The organism is Patulibacter sp., assembly GCF_030655195.1.
GTDB lineage: Bacteria > Actinomycetota > Thermoleophilia > Solirubrobacterales > Solirubrobacteraceae > Patulibacter.
In genome coordinates, this window is record NZ_JAURWA010000032.1 from 1 (window position 1) to 17,288 (window position 17,288).

16 protein-coding genes are annotated in these 17,288 nt (G+C 74.9%); 12 read left to right on the forward strand and 4 right to left on the reverse strand.

Translation table 11 applies throughout. From position 1 onward, the window contains the following. A partial coding sequence (locus Q7T67_RS03645) for a lytic transglycosylase domain-containing protein (RefSeq protein ID WP_304786096.1) occupies nucleotides 1–627 on the forward strand: 627 nt, incomplete at its 5' end. Further along, entirely contained in the window at nucleotides 624–1,394 is a 771-nt protein-coding gene (locus tag Q7T67_RS03650) for a GNAT family N-acetyltransferase (protein ID WP_304786098.1), read from the forward strand. The genes Q7T67_RS03645 and Q7T67_RS03650, both read left to right, overlap by 4 nt. Nucleotides 1,395–1,502: 108 nt before the next feature. Here Q7T67_RS03650 and Q7T67_RS03655 read toward each other — a convergent pair whose 3' ends face one another. Next, nucleotides 1,503–2,255, reverse strand: coding sequence for a class I SAM-dependent methyltransferase (locus Q7T67_RS03655; protein WP_304786100.1), 753 nt, complete (start codon nucleotides 2,253–2,255; stop codon nucleotides 1,503–1,505). A gap of 120 nt (nucleotides 2,256–2,375) precedes the next feature. Here Q7T67_RS03655 and uvrB point away from each other — a divergent pair, with 120 nt between their 5' ends. From uvrB to Q7T67_RS03685, 6 genes are all read left to right on the forward strand, one after another. Further along, on the forward strand, nucleotides 2,376–4,427 hold the full coding sequence (gene uvrB / locus Q7T67_RS03660) for an excinuclease ABC subunit UvrB (protein ID WP_304786102.1): 2,052 nt from the start codon (nucleotides 2,376–2,378) through the stop codon (nucleotides 4,425–4,427). A gap of 183 nt (nucleotides 4,428–4,610) precedes the next feature. Further along, complete coding sequence (locus Q7T67_RS03665) at nucleotides 4,611–4,805, forward strand: hypothetical protein (RefSeq protein ID WP_304786105.1); 195 nt, start codon at nucleotides 4,611–4,613, stop codon at nucleotides 4,803–4,805. A gap of 82 nt (nucleotides 4,806–4,887) precedes the next feature. Beyond that, complete coding sequence (locus Q7T67_RS03670; RefSeq protein WP_304786107.1) at nucleotides 4,888–6,063, forward strand: pyridoxal phosphate-dependent aminotransferase; 1,176 nt, start codon at nucleotides 4,888–4,890, stop codon at nucleotides 6,061–6,063. Further along, nucleotides 6,063–6,926, forward strand: coding sequence for an A/G-specific adenine glycosylase (locus tag Q7T67_RS03675; RefSeq protein WP_304786109.1), 864 nt, complete (start codon nucleotides 6,063–6,065; stop codon nucleotides 6,924–6,926). Before Q7T67_RS03670 ends, Q7T67_RS03675 begins: the two co-directional genes overlap by 1 nt. Nucleotides 6,927–7,124: 198 nt before the next feature. Next, nucleotides 7,125–8,045, forward strand: a complete 921-nt coding sequence (locus Q7T67_RS03680; protein WP_304786111.1) for a hypothetical protein — start codon at nucleotides 7,125–7,127, stop codon at nucleotides 8,043–8,045. 152 nt (nucleotides 8,046–8,197) lie between these two features. Continuing rightward, complete coding sequence (locus Q7T67_RS03685; RefSeq protein ID WP_304786113.1) at nucleotides 8,198–9,040, forward strand: alpha/beta fold hydrolase; 843 nt, start codon at nucleotides 8,198–8,200, stop codon at nucleotides 9,038–9,040. A 42-nt stretch (nucleotides 9,041–9,082) separates the two neighbouring features. Here the strand turns inward: Q7T67_RS03685 and Q7T67_RS03690 are convergent, their stop codons facing one another. Next, nucleotides 9,083–10,132, reverse strand: a complete 1,050-nt coding sequence (locus tag Q7T67_RS03690) for an iron-siderophore ABC transporter substrate-binding protein (RefSeq protein WP_304786115.1) — start codon at nucleotides 10,130–10,132, stop codon at nucleotides 9,083–9,085. A gap of 81 nt (nucleotides 10,133–10,213) precedes the next feature. On the opposite strand from Q7T67_RS03690, the gene Q7T67_RS03695 reads away from it, so the two are divergent. Both Q7T67_RS03695 and Q7T67_RS03700 read left to right on the forward strand, forming a co-directional pair. Next, nucleotides 10,214–11,461, forward strand: coding sequence for a trans-acting enoyl reductase family protein (locus tag Q7T67_RS03695; RefSeq protein ID WP_304786117.1), 1,248 nt, complete (start codon nucleotides 10,214–10,216; stop codon nucleotides 11,459–11,461). 126 nt (nucleotides 11,462–11,587) lie between these two features. Beyond that, nucleotides 11,588–12,607, forward strand: coding sequence for an oxidoreductase (locus Q7T67_RS03700; protein WP_304786119.1), 1,020 nt, complete (start codon nucleotides 11,588–11,590; stop codon nucleotides 12,605–12,607). A gap of 221 nt (nucleotides 12,608–12,828) precedes the next feature. On the opposite strand, the gene Q7T67_RS03705 is transcribed toward Q7T67_RS03700, so the two are convergent. Both Q7T67_RS03705 and Q7T67_RS03710 read right to left on the reverse strand, forming a co-directional pair. Beyond that, nucleotides 12,829–14,655: an ABC-F family ATP-binding cassette domain-containing protein gene (locus Q7T67_RS03705; RefSeq protein WP_304786121.1), complete on the reverse strand. Its 1,827-nt coding sequence runs from the start codon at nucleotides 14,653–14,655 to the stop codon at nucleotides 12,829–12,831. 60 nt (nucleotides 14,656–14,715) lie between these two features. Continuing rightward, nucleotides 14,716–15,531, reverse strand: a complete 816-nt coding sequence (locus tag Q7T67_RS03710; protein WP_304786123.1) for a sulfurtransferase — start codon at nucleotides 15,529–15,531, stop codon at nucleotides 14,716–14,718. A 123-nt stretch (nucleotides 15,532–15,654) separates the two neighbouring features. Between Q7T67_RS03710 and Q7T67_RS03715 the strand changes: the two genes are divergently transcribed. Both Q7T67_RS03715 and Q7T67_RS03720 read left to right on the forward strand, forming a co-directional pair. Further along, on the forward strand, nucleotides 15,655–16,329 hold the full coding sequence (locus tag Q7T67_RS03715; RefSeq protein WP_304786125.1) for a transglycosylase SLT domain-containing protein: 675 nt from the start codon (nucleotides 15,655–15,657) through the stop codon (nucleotides 16,327–16,329). A 227-nt stretch (nucleotides 16,330–16,556) separates the two neighbouring features. Then, on the forward strand, nucleotides 16,557–17,288 hold a 732-nt coding region (locus Q7T67_RS03720; protein WP_304786127.1), incomplete at its 3' end, for a GAF domain-containing protein.

Consider the following 17,288-nt stretch of genomic DNA (forward strand, 5'->3'; position numbering starts at 1 on the left):
CCCGCCGGGCGCGGCGATCGCCGGCGTCCGCCGTCGCGCGTCGCGGGTCTGCGGCGGCTGCTCGTCGTGGCGCTGCTGCTCGTCGGCGTCGGCGCGCTCGCCTGGTCCGGGCTGCGGCCGAAGATCGAGGGCGCGGTCACCGAGATCCGCCTGCCCCTGAAGCACGAGGACATCATCAAGCAGCAGTCGAGGGAGAAGGGCCTCGACCCGGCCCTGGTCGCCGGCGTCATCTACGCCGAGTCGCGCTTCCGCGACAACCAGGAGTCGCCGGCCGGGGCACTCGGTCTGATGCAGGTCACACCGGACACCGCGCGGGACATCGCCCGGGAGTCGGGGGCCAACACCTTCGCCATCGGCGACCTCCACACCGCCGACGTGAACATCCGGTACGGCACGTGGCGGCTGCGCGACATGCTGCGCCGGTTCGACGGCAACACGACCCTGGCGGTCGCGGCGTACAACGCCGGTCCGGGCAACGCCCAGCGGTGGAAGCGCGAGGCCGACGCCGCGGGGGTGTCGATGACGATCTCGCGCATCGGGTTCCCCGAGACGAAGCACTACGTCGAGAAGGTCCTCGACGCGCAGCGCGACTACCGGCGGACGTACCGGTCCGAGCTCGGGCTGTGAGCCCCGACCCGACCGGGGCCGCGACGACGGGCGAGGACGGGCCGGTCGGCTCCTCGATGCGCCCGTCCGCGACCGACGGCGCGGCCGAGACGCCCGGGGGCGTCGGCCCGTCCGGCGACACCGCGCAGTCGACCGCGGACCTCGTCCCCGCGGAGGAGGCGACCCGGCCGGTCTTCGGCGCCGCACGGGTCGAGCGGATCGGGCACGTCGACCCGGTCCTGCGCGCCCGGCTGCTGACGATCTGGACCGACGTGTCGAACGCGGGCGGCTGGGTCGGGTTCGTCCCGCCGGTCGTCGAGGCGCAGGTCGCGCCGGCACTCGAGGCGGCCCTGCAACGCGTGCACCACGGGCGCGACTGGCTCGTCGTCGTCCGGGCCTGGGGCGACCCGGAGGAGCCGCTCGCCGACGACGGGGCTGCGTCGGGCTGGCGCGACGTCGCCGGGTTCGCGTTCGTCGCCGCCAACGACCGCCTGCTCTCGGAGCACTGGCGCTGGGTGCTGCGCGTCCAGGTCCACCCCGACCACCAGGGATCCGGGCTCGGTGCCGTGCTGCTCGACGGCCTCGGCGACATCGCCCAGGACGCCGGGCTGGAGATGCTGCACCTGACGGTACGCGGGGGAGAGGGCCTCGAATCGTTCTACGCCCGGGCCGGGTACCACGAGGTCGCCCGCATCCCGGGGGCGATCCGCGTCGCGCCGGGCGACGACCGCGACCAGGTCGTGCTCGTGTGCCGCCTGGACGAGCGCGGCACCGAGCGCACGTCCTAGCAGCGTCCGGCCGCGCGTCGGGACCGGTCGTGCGGGTCGCCCGGCCGCGACGACGCACGACCGGCCGGGCCGGGCGGGTCCCGGCGGACGTCGGACGCCGCCGGTGCCTCAGCCCCGCGGGGCCGGCGGCTTCGTCGCCGTGATCGTGCGCAGCGGGGGCATCGTCGTCCACCGCCGTCGCGAGCGCGTCGCGTCCGTCAGGCCCAGGGTGCGCAGCTCGCGGACGACGATCCGGGTGCGGAACGGCTCGAGCAGGGCGACGCGGCCGCCGGGGCGCAGGACGCGGACGAGCTCGCGGACCGCCTCGACGCGGGCGGTGTCCGACGGCAGGAGGGCGAGCACGTCCCGCGACACGACGAGATCGACGGCGTCGTCCTGCACCGGCAGCTCGCGGATCGAGCCGGTGCGGACCGTCACGCCCTTCACGCCGGCGAGCGACAGCGTGCGCTTGGTGACCTTGTGGCCGTTCGGGGTCAGCTGCCCCTCGATCCACGCGTCGACGCCGGTGACCTGGCCGTCGGGCAGGCGCACCGCGAGCCCGGCGCACATCAGGCCGGTGCCGCAGCCGAGGTCCAGCGCGTCCTCGTCACCGCGCAGGTCCAGGCCGTTGAGCAGCCGGTCCGCGGCCTTGACCTTCGACGCCGACGCGGTGCGGAAGAGCCCGCCCGAGATCACGAAGCTCGACAGGCACGCCAGCAGCAGGACGAGGACGAACAGCGCTCGGGCCCCGTCGAACGCCCCGGGCAGCAGCGCCGAGACGAGGGTCACGACGCCGAGGATCATCCCGACGCCGGCGGTGGCCCGGGCCTGACGCGGGCGGTCCAGACCGTAGGGGAAGTTCGGATCGACCTCGGCGGGCATGCCCCTCCAGGGTATTGCGCGCGCCGCGAGGGGCGTCCGGCGCCCATGCGGACCGTGGCTGTCCGCGTACGAACGCCCGTTCGACAGGGACGGGTGCGGCCCTCGCTACGCTGGGACGCGATGCCGCCGTTCAAGCTCGCCGCCGGATGGACCCCGAAGGCCGACCAGCCCAAGGCGATCGACGCCATCGTCGAGAGCGTCGAGGGCGGCTCGCCGTTCACGACGCTGCTGGGCGCCACGGGCACCGGTAAGACGATGACGATGGCCTCCACCATCGAGCGCCTGCAGCGCCCCGCGCTCGTGATGGCGCACAACAAGACGCTGGCCGCCCAGCTCTGCAACGAGTTCCGCACGTTCTTCCCGCAGAACGCCGTCGAGTACTTCGTCTCCTACTACGACTACTACCAGCCCGAGGCGTACGTCCCGTCGAAGGACCTCTACATCGAGAAGGACTCGGCGATCAACGAGGAGATCGACCGGCTGCGCCACGCCGCGACCGCCGCGCTCTTCGCCCGCAAGGACGTCGTGATCATCGCGTCGGTCTCCGCGATCTACGGCCTCGGGTCGCCGGACACGTACGACCGCAACCTCATCGTGCTCAAGCGCGGTGACGAGATCGACCGCGACGAGCTGCTCGCCAAGCTCGTCCACATCCAGTACCAGCGCAACGACACCGCGCTCGCCCGCGGCACGTTCCGCGCGCGCGGCGAGACGATCGAGATCTTCCCGGCCTACGCCGAGACCGCCTTCCGCGTCACGCTCTTCGGCGACGAGGTCGAGCGGCTGCAGCACCTCGACACGCTGACCGGCGAGCTGCTCGAGGACGACCTCGAGCACGTCGCCGTCTGGCCGGCGTCGCACTACACGACGCCCGAGGGCCAGATGGAGCGCGTGGTCGACGAGATCGGCCGCGAGCTCGAGGACCGCATCAAGGTCCTGGAGTCCGAGGGCAAGGAGCTCGAGAGCCACCGCCTGCAGCAGCGCACCCGCTACGACATGGAGATGTTGCGGGAGATGGGCTTCTGCAACGGCATCGAGAACTACTCGCAGATCACCGACGGCCGCAAGCCCGGCGAGCGGCCGTACTGCCTGCTGGACTACTTCCCCGAGGACTTCGTCTGCTTCCTCGACGAGTCGCACCAGACCGTGCCGCAGATCGGCGGCATGTACGAGGGCGACCGGTCGCGCAAGCAGACCCTCGTCGACTACGGCTTCCGGCTGCCCAGCGCGATGGGCAACCGGCCGCAGACGTTCGACGAGTTCCTCTCGATCGCACCGCAGATGGTGCTCGTGTCCGCCACGCCGGGCAAGTTCGAGACCGCCCGGTCCGAGACCGTCGTCGAGCAGATCGTCCGCCCGACCGGCATCGTCGACCCGCCGATCGACGTGCGTCCGTCGATGGGGCAGGCCGACGACCTGATGAACGAGATCCGGGCGCGACGGGACCGCGACGAGCGGACGCTGGTCACGACGCTGACGAAGAAGATGGCCGAGGACCTGACGACGTACCTGCTCGAGAACGGCTTCAAGGTCCGCTACCTGCACTCCGACGTCGACACGCTGGAGCGGATCCAGATCATCCGCGAGCTCCGCCTCGGCGAGTTCGACGCGCTCGTCGGCGTCAACCTGCTGCGCGAGGGCCTCGACCTGCCCGAGGTCACGCTCGTGGCGATCCTCGACGCCGACAAGGAGGGCTTCCTCCGCGGCTCCACGGCGCTGATCCAGACGATCGGCCGCGCGGCCCGCAACGTCGAGGGCCGCGTGATCATGTACGCCGACAAGCACTCCGACGCCATGACCCAGGCGATCGGCGAGACGGACCGCCGCCGCGAGATCCAGATCGCCTACAACGAGGAGCACGGCATCACGCCGACGACGATCGCCAAGGGCGTCTCCGACATCGGCGAGTTCCTGCAGGGCGAGTCGAAGCTGCCCAAGGGCAAGCGGCGCCGCAAGAAGCAGGAGGAGACGGACAAGCTCACGACGGCCGAGCTCGACAAGCGCTTCGTCGCGCTCGAGGAGGAGATGCTCGCCGCCGCGGAGGAGCTCCGGTTCGAGCACGCCGCCGCCCTGCGCGACGAGCTGCGCGAGCTGCGCCAGGAGCTCGACCGCCGCGGCGAGGCGGACGGCACCGCCGCGCCGGCCGACGCCGACACCGTCGACGCGGCGTAGGCGGGCCGGGGCGGAGGGGCGGGGTGCTCCCCGGTCGCCGCTCCCCGGCCCCGCTGCCGGCCGGCGCGCGTCGGGCGCCGACGCGTCCTCAGGAACCTCTTCGGAAGTCCACAGGTCGGGCGTACGGGGATGGGGGAGTATCGGTCGTGCAGCAGCCCCCCATCCGCTGAGAGGTCCCCCACCATGTCGTACCGCCGTTTCGTCGCCGTCCCGCAGCTCGAGTTCATCGTCGGGTCCGACGACACCAGTCGTGCCGAGCTGATCGCCCCGCCGCTCGTCCGCACCACGATGGGCGACCACGTGATCGAGGACGTCGCCGTGGCGACCGCGATCGCGCAGGCCGAGTCCCCGGCCGCGGGGCCGCAGGCCGCGGCCTGACGGGTCGGCGCCGCCGGACCGCGGGGCCGGGCCCGCCGCGCGACGCCGCACCCCGCCCGCCCCACGGCCTACGCTCGTGGGCATGCCGCACGGGACGGCCGCGCACCTGCGCGGGTACGGGACGACGATCTTCGCCGAGATGACCGCGCTGGCCGCGCAGACCGGCGCGGTCAACCTCGGCCAGGGGTTCCCGGACGAGGACGGGCCGCTCGAGATCCGCGAGGCCGCGGCCGCCGCGCTGCTCGCCGGACCGAACCAGTACACGCCCGGCCGGGGCACGCCCGAGCTGCGGGCCGCGGTCGTCGCCCACGCCGCCAGGTGGTACGGCCGCGAGCTCGACGCCGACCGGCAGGTCCAGGTCACCGTCGGGGCGACGGAGGGCGTCGCCGCGGCGCTCCTCGGCCTCTGCGAGCCCGGCGACGCGGTCGTCACGTTCGAGCCGTACTACGACTCCTACGGCGCCGGGATCGCGATGGCGGGCGCTGTGCGCCGGACCGTCCCGCTGCGGGCCCCCGACTTCGCGTTCGACCCCGAAGCGCTGCGGGCGGCCGTCCGCGGTGACGGGACCGGCGGGGCCGTCGCCCGGGCGCTGATCCTGAACTCGCCGCACAACCCCACGGGCCGGGTGTTCACCCGGGCGGAGCTCGAGCAGGTCGCGGCGGTCTGCGTCGAGCACGACCTCGTGGCGATCTGCGACGAGGTGTACGAGCACCTCGCGTTCGACGGCGAGCACCTGCCGCTCGCGACGCTCCCCGGCATGGCCGGGCGCACCCTCACGGTCTCGTCCGCCGGCAAGACGTTCGCGCTGACCGGCTGGAAGGTCGGCTGGGTGACCGGGCCGCCCGACCTCGTCGACGCGGTCGCCACGGCCAAGCAGTTCCTCACGTTCTCCGGCCACGGCCCGTTGCAGGCCGCGGTGGCCCGGGCGCTCGCGCTCGACGACGCGTTCTTCGCCGGCGTCCGGGACACCCTGCGGTCGCGGCGCGACCGGCTCTGCGCCGGGCTGCGGGCGGCCGGGCTGACCACCTACGTGCCGCAGGGCGGCTACTTCGCGACCGTCGACGTGGCCTCGATCGGCGAGACCGACGGGGCCGCCTTCTGCCGCGACCTGCCCCGGAGGTGCGGCGTCGCGGGCATCCCCGTCAGCGTCTTCTGCGACGACCCCGACGTCGGGCGCACCCTCGTGCGCTTCGCGTACTGCAAGCGCGAGGACGTCATCGACGAGGCCGCCGCCCGCCTGGCGACCCTGGCGGGCTGATGGCGAGGGAGTCCCCGCCCCCGGACGTCCCGGGCACGGCGTCGGAGCTCGCGGCCGATCGCGACGCCGCCCGCGAGGCCGTGCTGGACTGGTACGCGGAGGTCCACCGCGACCTCCCGTGGCGGCGCACCGACGATCCCTACGCGATCCTCGTCTCCGAGGTGATGCTGCAGCAGACCCAGGTGGCGCGGGTGGTCCCGCGCTTCGAGGCCTGGATCGACCGCTGGCCCACGGCCGCCGACCTGGCCGCCGCGGACCGGCGCGACGTGCTCGGGGCCTGGGTCGGGCTGGGCTACAACTCGCGCGCCGTCCGGCTGCAGGACGCGTGCGCCGTCGTGGCCCGCGACGGCTGGCCGGAGGACGCCCGCGGTCTGCGCGCCCTGCCCGGCGTCGGTCCGTACACCGCCGCGGCGGTCGCCTCGTTCGCGTTCGGCGAGCGCATCGCCGCCGTCGACACGAACGTCGTCCGGATCAGCGAGCGCCTCGGGCTCGGCGGGCCGGACGAGCTGCTGCCGGCCGACGACCGGGTCCCGACGTGGAACCAGGCCGCGATGGAGCTCGGGGCGGTCGTCTGCCGCGCCCGGAGCGCGGACTGCCCGCGCTGCCCGGCCGCCCGCTGGTGCCGCTCCGCCGGTCGCGTCGTCGTGCCGCCGCGGGCGCCGAGCGGATCGCGGACCAGGTTCGAGGACACCGACCGCTACGTCCGCGGCCGGATCGTCGCGTCGCTGGCCGGCGACGAGCCGTGGCCCGACGGGATCGGGCCGGAGCGGCTCGAGCGCGCGCTGGACGGTCTCGTCCGCGACGGGCTGGTCACCCGGACGGCCGCAGGCCCCGTGCTGCGCGGGTCCGGCGACGACGGCTGAGCGGCCCGCGGCGACGGTCGAGGGGCCCCGCGGTGCTCGTCGGACGACCCCGCGGCGCCGATCCGACGGACCCGGGGTGCCACGAGGCCGGAACGGGGGCCGCGAGCCCGCGACCCGTGGCGGCCGGACCATCGGCGCCCGACGGGTCGTATAGATTCGGCCGCGGCCCGCCTCCCACGCCCGAAGGTACCCCTGCGCATGTCCCTGGACCGTCAGAGCATCGAGAAGCGCGACTTCCCCATCTCCCGTCGCGGCTACGAGACCGTCGCCGTCGACGCGCACCTCGCGCAGCTCGCCGCCGACGTCGAGGCGCTGCGCGCCGCGACGCCCGCCCCCGAGGCCGCGGCGTCGCTGGCGTCGAGCGCGTCCGAGCGGATCCGCGGCATCGTCGAGGCGGCCGAGACCACGGCGGCCGAGATCGAGCGGACGGCCCGCGAGGAGGCGGAGGCGGTGCGCGCCTCCGCGCTCGCCGACGCCGCCGCCACCCGCGAGGCCGCGTCGTCCGAGGCGCAGTCCCACGTCGCCGCCGTGCAGGAGGCCACGAGCACGATGCTCGATCGCATCGGGGCGCTGGAGCAGACCGTCTCCGGGCTGCTCACCAACGTCCGCTCGTCGGCCGGCGGCATCGGGGCGGACCTCGCCACGCTGCACGCCCAGGTCGTCGAGGTCGGCGGGCTCGGGTCGGGCGGGGCCTCCCGGGAGGCCGCAGGAGCCGTCGGCGAGCCCGCACCGGTCGCGGCCTCCGGGTCCGTCGCCCCGGTCGAGCCCGCCGCCGCGCCGCCGTTCGTCGCGCCGCTGCCGCCCGAGTCGGCGGTCGAGCCTGCCGCGGCCGCACCCGCCGAGCCGGACGCCGGCGCCGCCGAGACCGTCGACGGCGTCCTCGTCGAGGCCGACCCGCAGCCCGCGGAACCCGCCCGGGCGCCCGTCGCTCCCGAGCTGCCGCTCTCCGGCGTCCCCGCCCAGCGCAGCACGGACGTGGCCGGCGCCCGCATGGTCGCGCTGAACCTCGTCCTCGACGGCGTGCCGCGCGACGAGATCGAGGCGCACCTCGAGGAGCGCTACGCGCTGGACGACCGGGCGGCCCTGCTCGACGAGCTGTACGCCAAGCAGGGCGGCTGAGGGCCGGTCGCCGGCCGGCGACCGTCGCCCGCGGATCGGCCACCGGGCCTGGTCGGAGGCGCCCGTTTGCGACCCTCCGCACGTTGGTAGTTGCAGAAGGAAGGACCGAAGGCGCGCCCTGCGCCCGGTCCAGGCGAACAGAGGAGATCCCCATGGCCAGGCTCAGCGTCGACACCGAGAACGGCACCCCCGTCGAGCTCTACTTCGAGGACCACGGGCCCCGCGACGGCGCCCCCGTCGTCCTGATCCACGGCTGGCCCCTGTCGGGTCGCTCCTGGGAGGCTCAGGTCCCGGCGCTCATCGACGCCGGCCACCGCGTCGTGACGTACGACCGCCGCGGCTTCGGCGACTCGTCGCAGCCGTGGGAGGGCTACGACTACGACCGCTTCGCCGCGGACCTCGACGCCCTGCTGCAGCACCTCGACCTGACCGGCGTCACGCTCGTCGGCTTCTCGATGGGCGGCGGCGAGGTCGTCCGCTACATCTCGAAGTACGGCACCGACCGGATCGCCAAGGCCGTCCTGGCCGCCGCCGTCCCGCCGTACCTCTACAAGAGCGACGACAACCCCGACGGCGGTCTCGACGACGCCACGATCGGCGAGTTCGAGGGCGGCGTGAAGGGCGACCGGCTCGCGTTCCTCGAGGGGTTCACGACGAACTTCTTCGCCGCGGGCGATCGCACGGACCTGATCTCGGAGGACCAGCGCCTCTACGCCAAGCAGATCGCCGCCTTCGCGTCGCCGAAGGGCACGCTGGACTGCATCGCGGCGTTCGGTCGCACCGACTTCCGCGGCGACGTCGCGAAGGTGACGGTGCCGACCCTGGTCATCCATGGCGACTCGGACGCCATCGTGCCGTTCGAGGTCTCGGGCAAGCGCTCCGCCGAGGCGATCGAGAACGCGACGCTGCACGTCATCGAGGGCGGGCCGCACGCGATCAACGCCACGCACGCCGACGAGTTCAACACGGCGCTGCTGGGCTTCCTCAAGGGCTGACGCCCACGGGCGGGCGCCGGTTCCCGGCGCCCGCTTCGCGGGTCAGTCGAACGCGGGGCCGGTGCCCTGAGGCTTGGTCGCCGGGTCGCCGTCGATCGCGGCGGCGATCCGCGGACGGAGCTTCGCGAGGGCGTAGGGGATGCTCAGCGGGCTGCTGAACCCGACGGCCTGCGAGATCGCGCCCTGCTCGTCGAGGTAGACGACGCGGCCCTCGCGGACGGCCTTCAGCCGCGCGAACGTCGGGCGCTTCAGGAGCTCCTGCTCGTCGCCGTAGATCACGAGCAGGTCGGCCTCCAGGAGGTCGAGCCGCTCCTCGCTGACGTCGGCGTAGAAGGTCTTGCCCGCGAGGCGGTCGATCCGCCCGGGGACCTTCATCCCCAGCGCGGTGAAGAACCGGCTGCGCAGGTCGGCGGAGGCGAACGCGAAGAACTTCCCGTCGCTCCCCGAGGCCAGCACGACGGAGCGGCCGGCGGTGCCGTCGGCCTCCCGGGCCTTCGCGACCCCGGCCTCGACGTCCTTCTCGACCTCCGCGGCCCGCTGCTCCCGGCCGAGCGCCTCGCCGGTGGTCCGCAGCTGCTCCTGCCACGGCTCGCCGTAATCGACGTGCTTCGCCGACTGGGCGACCGTCGGGGCCAGCTCCGAGAGCGTGCCGTACTCCTTCGAGGTGATCCCCGAGTAGACCGCCAGCAGCAGGTCCGGGCGCAGCGCGGCGATCTTCTCGACGCCGAGGTCGGTCTCGCCCACGACCTCGGGCTTCGCCCCGCCGAGGGCCTCCCGGGCCCAGGGACGGTCGGCGATGTCGGCCCCCTGGAACTGGCGGAAGCCGAGCGGCGTGACGCCGAGCGCGAGCGCGAAGTCCTGGTCGTTGTAGCCGACGGCGACGACGCGCTGCGGGGCCTTCGGCACCTCGGTGCGGCCGAACTTGTGGGTGATCGTGACGGGGAACGCCCCGCCCGTCGCCCCGCCGGCGGCGGTCGTGGCGTCCGACCCGCCGTCGTCGGATCCGCAGGCGGCGAGCGCGGCGGCCGCGAGCACGGCGACGGCCGATGTCGCGGTGCGGCGGAGCAGGGGGCGGGTGGTGATCGAGGTCATGGGGACTCCTGTCTCAGGGGAGTAGGTGACCCTAAAGGTATGGTCCGGGCCGGGTCGGGCGACCCGCGGTAGCGTGCGGGCATGAGCACCCCCGCACCAGGCGCCCCCCGCGAGCACGACGTCGTCGTCTTCGGCGCCACCGGCTTCGTCGGCCGCCTCACCGCCGCCTACCTCGCCGAGCACGCCCCGTCGGGGACGACGATCGCGCTGGCCGGGCGATCGCGCAGCAGGCTCGAGGCGGTGCGGGCGTCGCTGCCGGCCTCCGCCGCGGACTGGCCGCTGATCGAGGCGGACTCGTTCGACACCGGCGCGCTGAACGCCCTGGCCCGGTCGGCGAAGGTCGTGCTCACCACGGTCGGCCCGTACGCCCGTTACGGCCTGCCCCTCGTGGCGGCGTGCGCCGAGGCCGGGACCCACTACGCGGACCTGACGGGCGAGACGCTCTTCATGCGCCGCTCGATCGACGCCTCCGACGCGGTCGCCCGCGAGAGCGGCGCGCGCATCGTCCACACGTGCGGCTTCGACTCGATCCCCTCCGACCTGGGCGTGCACGCGCTGCACGAGGCGGTCGCGGCGGCGGATGCGGGCGAGATGGGGGAGACCACCCTCGTCGTCAAGGGCGTCGGCGGCGGCGTCAGCGGCGGCACGATCGACTCGCTCCGCGGTCAGCTCGACGAGGGCAAGGACGACAAGGCCGTGCGGCGGCTGGCGGCCGACCCGTACGCGCTGTCGCCGGACCGGTCGGCGGACCCCGAGGGGCGCGACGAGCGCGACCCGGTGGGCGTCAGCCGGGACCCCGACACCGGCGAGTTCCTCGCGCCGTTCGTCATGGGCCTCGTCAACACCCGCGTGGTGCGGCGGTCCAACGCGCTGCAGGGCTACGCCTACGGGCGGGGCCTGCGCTACCGCGAGCTGATGCGCGGCGGCTCCGGTCCCCTCGGGGCGGTCAAGGCCGCCTCGATCGTCGGGGGCCTCGCCGGGCTGGTCGGCGGCATGTCGTTCGGCCCCACCCGCAAGGTCCTGGACCGGGTGCTCCCGGCGCCGGGCGACGGTCCGTCCGAGGAGCAGCGCGAGAAGGGCTTCTTCCGCATCGACGTCACGACGACGACCACGACCGGCCGCCGCTTCCGCTGCCGGATCGCCGCGAAGGGCGACCCGGGCTACAAGGCCACCGCCGTGATGCTCGGCCAGGCCGGGCTCAGCCTCGCCCACGACCAGGACCGGCTGCCGGAGGCCGCGGGCGTCCTGACCCCCGCCACCGCGATGGGCACCGTGCTGACCGACCGGCTGCGGGCCGCGGGCCACAGCTACGACGTGAGCGAGCTCTAGGCGGACCCCCGGCGACGGGGTGGGGGCGCGGGGCGCGGCCCGGCGGTCCGGGCCGACGCGACGCGGCCCGGTACGTCGTCACCCGGTCCCGTCGGGCCGCTCGCGCGGCTGTGGCAGGCTCGGGGCATGAGCAGCCCCACGCCCCAGCACGCCCTCGGATCGGGCTTCGGTGCGACCAGCACCGCGGCGGAGGTGCTGGAGGGGATCGACCTCTCCGGCCGCCTCGCGGTCGTCACCGGCGGGTACTCCGGCATCGGTCTGGAGACCGTCCGGGCGCTCGTCGGAGCCGGTGCGCACGTCGTGGTGCCGGCCCGGCGGGTCGAGCACGCGGCGGGCGAGCTCGCCGCGGTCGGCACGACCGCCACGGTCGGGGCCTCCGGCCCGATCGCGCCCGGCGACGCCACGATCGAGGTCGACGAGCTCGACCTCTCCGACCTCGGCAGCGTCGAGGCGTTCGCGGGTCGGTTCCTCGCGACCGGGCGATCGATCGACCTGCTGATCAACGACGCCGCGGTGATGGCCAACCCGGAGACCCGGGTCGGTCCGGGCTGGGAGTCGCAGTTCGCGACGAACCACCTGGGGCACTTCGCCCTGACGGCCCGCCTCTGGCCGGCGCTGGTGGCGGGCGACGGGGCGCGCGTGGTCGCGCTGTCCTCGTCGGGCCACAAGATCTCGGGGATCCGCTGGGACGACGTGATGTTCGAGCGGGGCGGCTACGAGAAGTGGCAGGCCTACGGGCAGGCCAAGACCGCCAACGCCCTGTTCGCGCTGCACCTCGACCGCCTGGGCCGCGACCACGGCGTGCGGGCGTTCTCCGCGCACCCCGGCGGGATCATGACGCCGCTGCAGCGCCACCTCTCCCGCGAGGAGATGATGGAGCGTGGCTGGGTCGACGCGGACGGCAACACGCTCATGGACTTCAAGACGCCCGAGGCCGGGGCGGCGACGGCCACGTGGGCGGCGACGTCGCCGACGCTGGACGGCCTCGGCGGGGTCTACTGCGAGGACTGCGACGTGGCCGAGCTGCGGACCCCGGGCGACGAGGCGACGCGGTACAGCGGCGTCGAGGCCCACGCGACGGACCCGGAGCAGGCCGCGCGCCTGTGGACGCTCTCGGCGGACCTGGCCGGGGTCGACCTGCCCTGACCGGGTGCGCCGGGCCGTGTCGACGTCCGACGCGGTCCGGCCCGGGACGCCCGGGGCGGGGCCCGGTCCCCTCTCCGGGTGCGCCGAGCCGTGCCGACGTGCGACGCGGTCCGGCCCGAGACGCTCGGGGCGGGGCCCGGTCCCCTCTCCGGGTGCGCCGAGCCGTGCCGACGTGCGACGCGGTCCGGCCCGAGACGCTCGGGGCGGGGCCCGGTCCCCTCTCAGCCCTCGATGGCCTCCGAGGCCTCCATCCAGGCGGCCTCGAGCTGCTCGCGCTCGGTCGCCAGCGCGGCCTGGCGGTCGCCGATCTCGCGCAGCGCGCCGGGGTCGGTGGCGGCGGCCGCCATCTCCTCGTAGAGGGCGGCCTCGGCCTCGCCCAGCTTCTCGATCTGGCGCTCCATCCGGGCGACCTCCTTGCGGGCGTCGCGCAGCGCGCCGCCGGTCAGGGCCGCGGCCTTCGCCCTCGGGGTCGGCACGCCCGTCGGGGCGCCCTCGCCGGTGCGGCCCGCGGCGTCGGCGGTCTCGGCCGCGTGCCGCAGGCGCAGGTACTCGTCGATCCCGCCCGGCAGGTGCCGGACGCCGCCGTCGCCCATCAGGCCGTAGACGTCGTCGCAGACCCGCTCGACGAAGTAGCGATCGTGGGAGACGACGATGAGGGTGCCCGGCCACGCGTCGAGCAGGTCCTCGAGCGCGGTCAGCGTGTCGATGTCCAGGTCGTTGGTCGGCTCGTCCAGGATGAGCACGTTGGGCTCCTCCATCAGCAGCCGCATGAGCTGCAGACGCCGGCGCTCGCCGCCGGAGAGGTCCTTGACCAGCGTGCGGGCCCGGGCGCCCTTGAAGCCGAAGCGCTCGCAGAGCTGCCCCGCCGTGAGCTCGAGCCCGTCGTGCGTCGTCGTGCGGCCGCGGACCTCCTCGAGCGACTCCAGGACCCGCAGGTTTCCGGGGATCTCGACGGTGTCCTGCGAGAGCTGCGCGAGGCGGACGGTGGTGCCGCGCTGGACCTCGCCGGCCTGCGGCTCCAGCGCGCCGCTGATCACGTTGATCAGCGTCGTCTTGCCGGCGCCGTTGACGCCGACCAGCGCGAAGCGGTCGCCGGGGCCCAGGCGCCAGGTGGCGTGGTCGAGCAGCACCTTGTCGCCGTAGGCCACCGAGGCGTCCTCGACGTCGATGACCTTCCCGCCCAGCCGCCGGGTCGCGAAGCGCAGCAGCTCGACGCCGTCGCGGGGCGCCGGCTCGTCGGCGATCAGCTCGTTGGCGGCGTCGATCCGGAACTTCGGCTTCGACGTCCGCGCCGGCGGCCCGCGCCGCAGCCATGCGAGCTCCTTCCGCAGGAGCTGGCGGCGCCGGGCGTCCTGGGAGGCCTCCTGACGGTCCCGCTCGGCGCGGGCCAGCACGTAGGACGCGTAGCCGCCCTCGTACTGGTGGACCGTCCCGTCGACGACCTCCCACGTGGTCGTGCAGACCTCGTCGAGGAACCACCGGTCGTGGGTGATGACGACCATCGTGCCGCGTCGCCTGGCGAGGAACCCGGCCAGCCACGACACGCCCTCGACGTCGAGGTGGTTGGTGGGCTCGTCCAGCAGCAGCAGGTCGGGGGAGTCCAGGAGCAGCTTCGCGAGCGCGATGCGTCGGCGCTCGCCGCCGGAGAGCGGCCCGATGACGGTGTCGAGGCCCTTGGGGAACCGGCGCAGCTCGACGCCGCCGAGCAGCCCCTCGAGGACGGAGCGGAACGTCTTGTCGCCGGCCCACTCGTGGTCGGGGCGGTTCCCGACGAGCTCCTGCCGGATCGTCTTCTCGGGGTGCAGGGAGTCGCCCTGTCCGACGAGCGCGAGGTCGAGCGAGCCCACGCGGGTCACGGCCCCGGCGTCGGGGTCCTCCAGGCCGGCGATCAGGCGCATCAGCGTGGACTTGCCGTCGCCGTTCTTGCCGACGATGCCGATCCGGTCGCCGGCCTCGATGCCGAGGGTGACGTCGGACAGGACGCTGCGGCTGGCGTAGCCCTTGTCGACCGCCTTGAGGTTGACGAGGTTCTTGGGGGCGGGAGCCATCGACGTGGCATCTTGCCGGGTCCCCGCGTCCGGCCGCCGCGCGGCCGTCGGTGCTGCGGCTCAGCCGGGCTCGGCGCCCGTCACCACCGGGCGCGACGCGTCGCGGCTGTAGGCGGACCAGGACCCGGGCCAGAGCCGTCCCCGTCCCAGGCCGGCCTGCTCCAGCGCCAGGAGGTTGTGGCAGGCGGTGACGCCGGAGCCGCAGGTCGAGACGACGTCCGACGCGGCGGTGACGCCGGCCGCGGCGAACCGCTCGCGGAGCTCGTCGACGGGCAGGAGCCGCCCCTCGGCGTCGACGTTGCCCCGCGCGGGGACGTTGCGCGCGCCGGGGACGTGGCCGGCGCGGGGGTCCAGCGCGTCGGGGGCGCCGGCGTACCGCTCCGGGGGACGGGCGTCGAGGACGACGCGGCCGCGGTCGGTGGCGTCGTCGACCGTCGCCAGCAGCTCGACCGGCCACTCCCGCGCGGTCGCGGTCGCCGTGGCGGGGACGACGGCACCCTCCTCGAGCGGACCGGAGCCGAGGCCGCCGTCGAGCAGCGCGGCGTCCTGCCCGACCGCGCGGAGCATCCAGACCAGCCGGGCGGCCATCACCCCGCCGGCGTCGTCGTAGGCCACCACGACGGCGTCGTCGCCGATGCCCACGGCGGAGAGCCCGGCCGCGAACGAGGCGGGGTCCGGCAGCGGGTGCCGTCCGCCGGTCTCGCTCGCCGGCCCGGCGAGGACCGTCCCGAGGTCGACGTACACGGCGCCCGGCAGGTGGCCGGCGGCGTGGGCCTCGCGGCCGTTGCGCCCGTCGAGGTAGTACCGGACGTCGGCGAGCACGACCTCCTCCCGGTGCTCCTGCAGCCAGGCGGGGGAGACGAACGGCTCGATCACGGGGTCGACTCTATCCCGGGGGTCGTGGGTCCCCGGGCCCCGCGGACCGCCGCGGGCCGGTTCCTCGCCGACGGCGGCCCGATCGCACTCAAGCCCGCGCCGGCACCGGCCGATGGGAGGTCTGTGCGTCGTCTGCTCCCTGCGCTCCTGCTCGCCCTGCTGCTCGCCCTGCCGTCCACGGCGGGCGCGGCGCTGATCAACGGCGGTACGAAGGCGAAGCCACGGTCGGACCGCGCCGCCGCGAAGCTCGTGCAGCGCTCGTCGTTCGAGCCCCGCGCCGACAACGACGCCGCGAACCACCGCATGCCGACCACGGCGCAGCTGCGGGACTTCCGCCGGCGCTCGGACATGCCGAACAAGAAGTGGGTCACGGGGCACTTCACCGGCACGACGGACGAGATCCTCCAGTGGGGCGCCCACAAGTGGCGGATCGATCCGGACCTGCTGCGGGCGGTCGCGACCGTCGAGTCCTGGTGGCACATGTACACCGTGGGCGACAACGGCGACTCGTTCGGCCTGATGCAGATCCGCCGGCCCTACCACTGCTGCGAGCCGCTGACGTCGCAGGACACCGCCTTCAACGTCGACTACTACGGCGCGATCCTCCGCGCCTACCACGACGGCAAGCAGCCGTGGCTGAACCAGGTCGAGCGCGGGCAGCAGTACCGGGCCGGCGACGTGTGGGGCTCCGTCGGCGTCTGGGCGTCGGGCCGCTGGCACCTGAACGACCAGGAGTACGTCGCGAAGGTCAAGCAGCGCCTGGCCGAGAAGACCTGGCGCACCGACCGCTGGTTCTAGGGCCGGCGTCGCCCGACCGTGGCCGGTGCGTCCTCGCGGCGTACCCAGGCTGCACACGTCCGCCGCGGTTCGCCCCCGGGACCACGTCCGGAGCCCGCACCTTGGCCCGTTGGCGCATGTGCAGTCCATCCACCCGGGCCTAGGGTGGAACGGTGCCGGGTCCCGTCCACGCCAGAGGCTCCTCCGCCGCCTCCGGCCCCCGGCGGACGGACCGCGGTCGGGCCGACGTGGCACGTGTCCCGCCGGCCGGCGACGGTCTCGACCGGGACCGGCTGCTGCAGGTGCTGGACGCCGTCGCTGAGGGGCCCGGCCTGGCGCGCCTGCTGCCGGCGGTCGTCGCGCTCCTGGAGGACGCCGCGGGCGGTGACGCCTGCCTGATCTGCCTCCGCGACGACGACCGGCTGACGGTCCGCGCCGCGTCGCCGGCGTTCGCCGAGAGCGTCGACCGCATCGCGTTCGGGCTCCACGAGGGGACGGCCGGCCACGTGGTGCGCCGCGACGAGGCCGTGGTCGTGGGCGGGGACGCCGACGCCGACGAGCGGCCGCCGGTCGTCCCGGGCCTGCGGGAGAGCCGGTTCGCGTCGACCGCCGCGGTGCCGCTGCGCGGACGCACGGGCCTCGTGATCGGGGTGCTGGTGGTCCACGCGGAGGCGCCCCGGGCGTTCGGACCCCAGGCCCTCGTCCTCCTCGAGCAGGTCGCGGCCCTCGTCGGCGGGCCCGTGGAGAACGCCCGGCTGCACGACGGCGAGCTGCGGCGCGTCGTGGCGCTCGACCGGCTGGCCGCGCTCGTCCGGCGCATCGCCACCGTCCCGGGCCGCGGCGAGCTCGGCGCCGCGGCGTGCGACGGGACGGTGGAGCTCCTGGGTGCCGACCGGTGCCGCCTGCACCTGGTCGACCTGGCCGACGGCGCCACCCGCGTCGTCGCGCAGGCGGGCACCGCCGCCGGGGCCGCCCGGCCG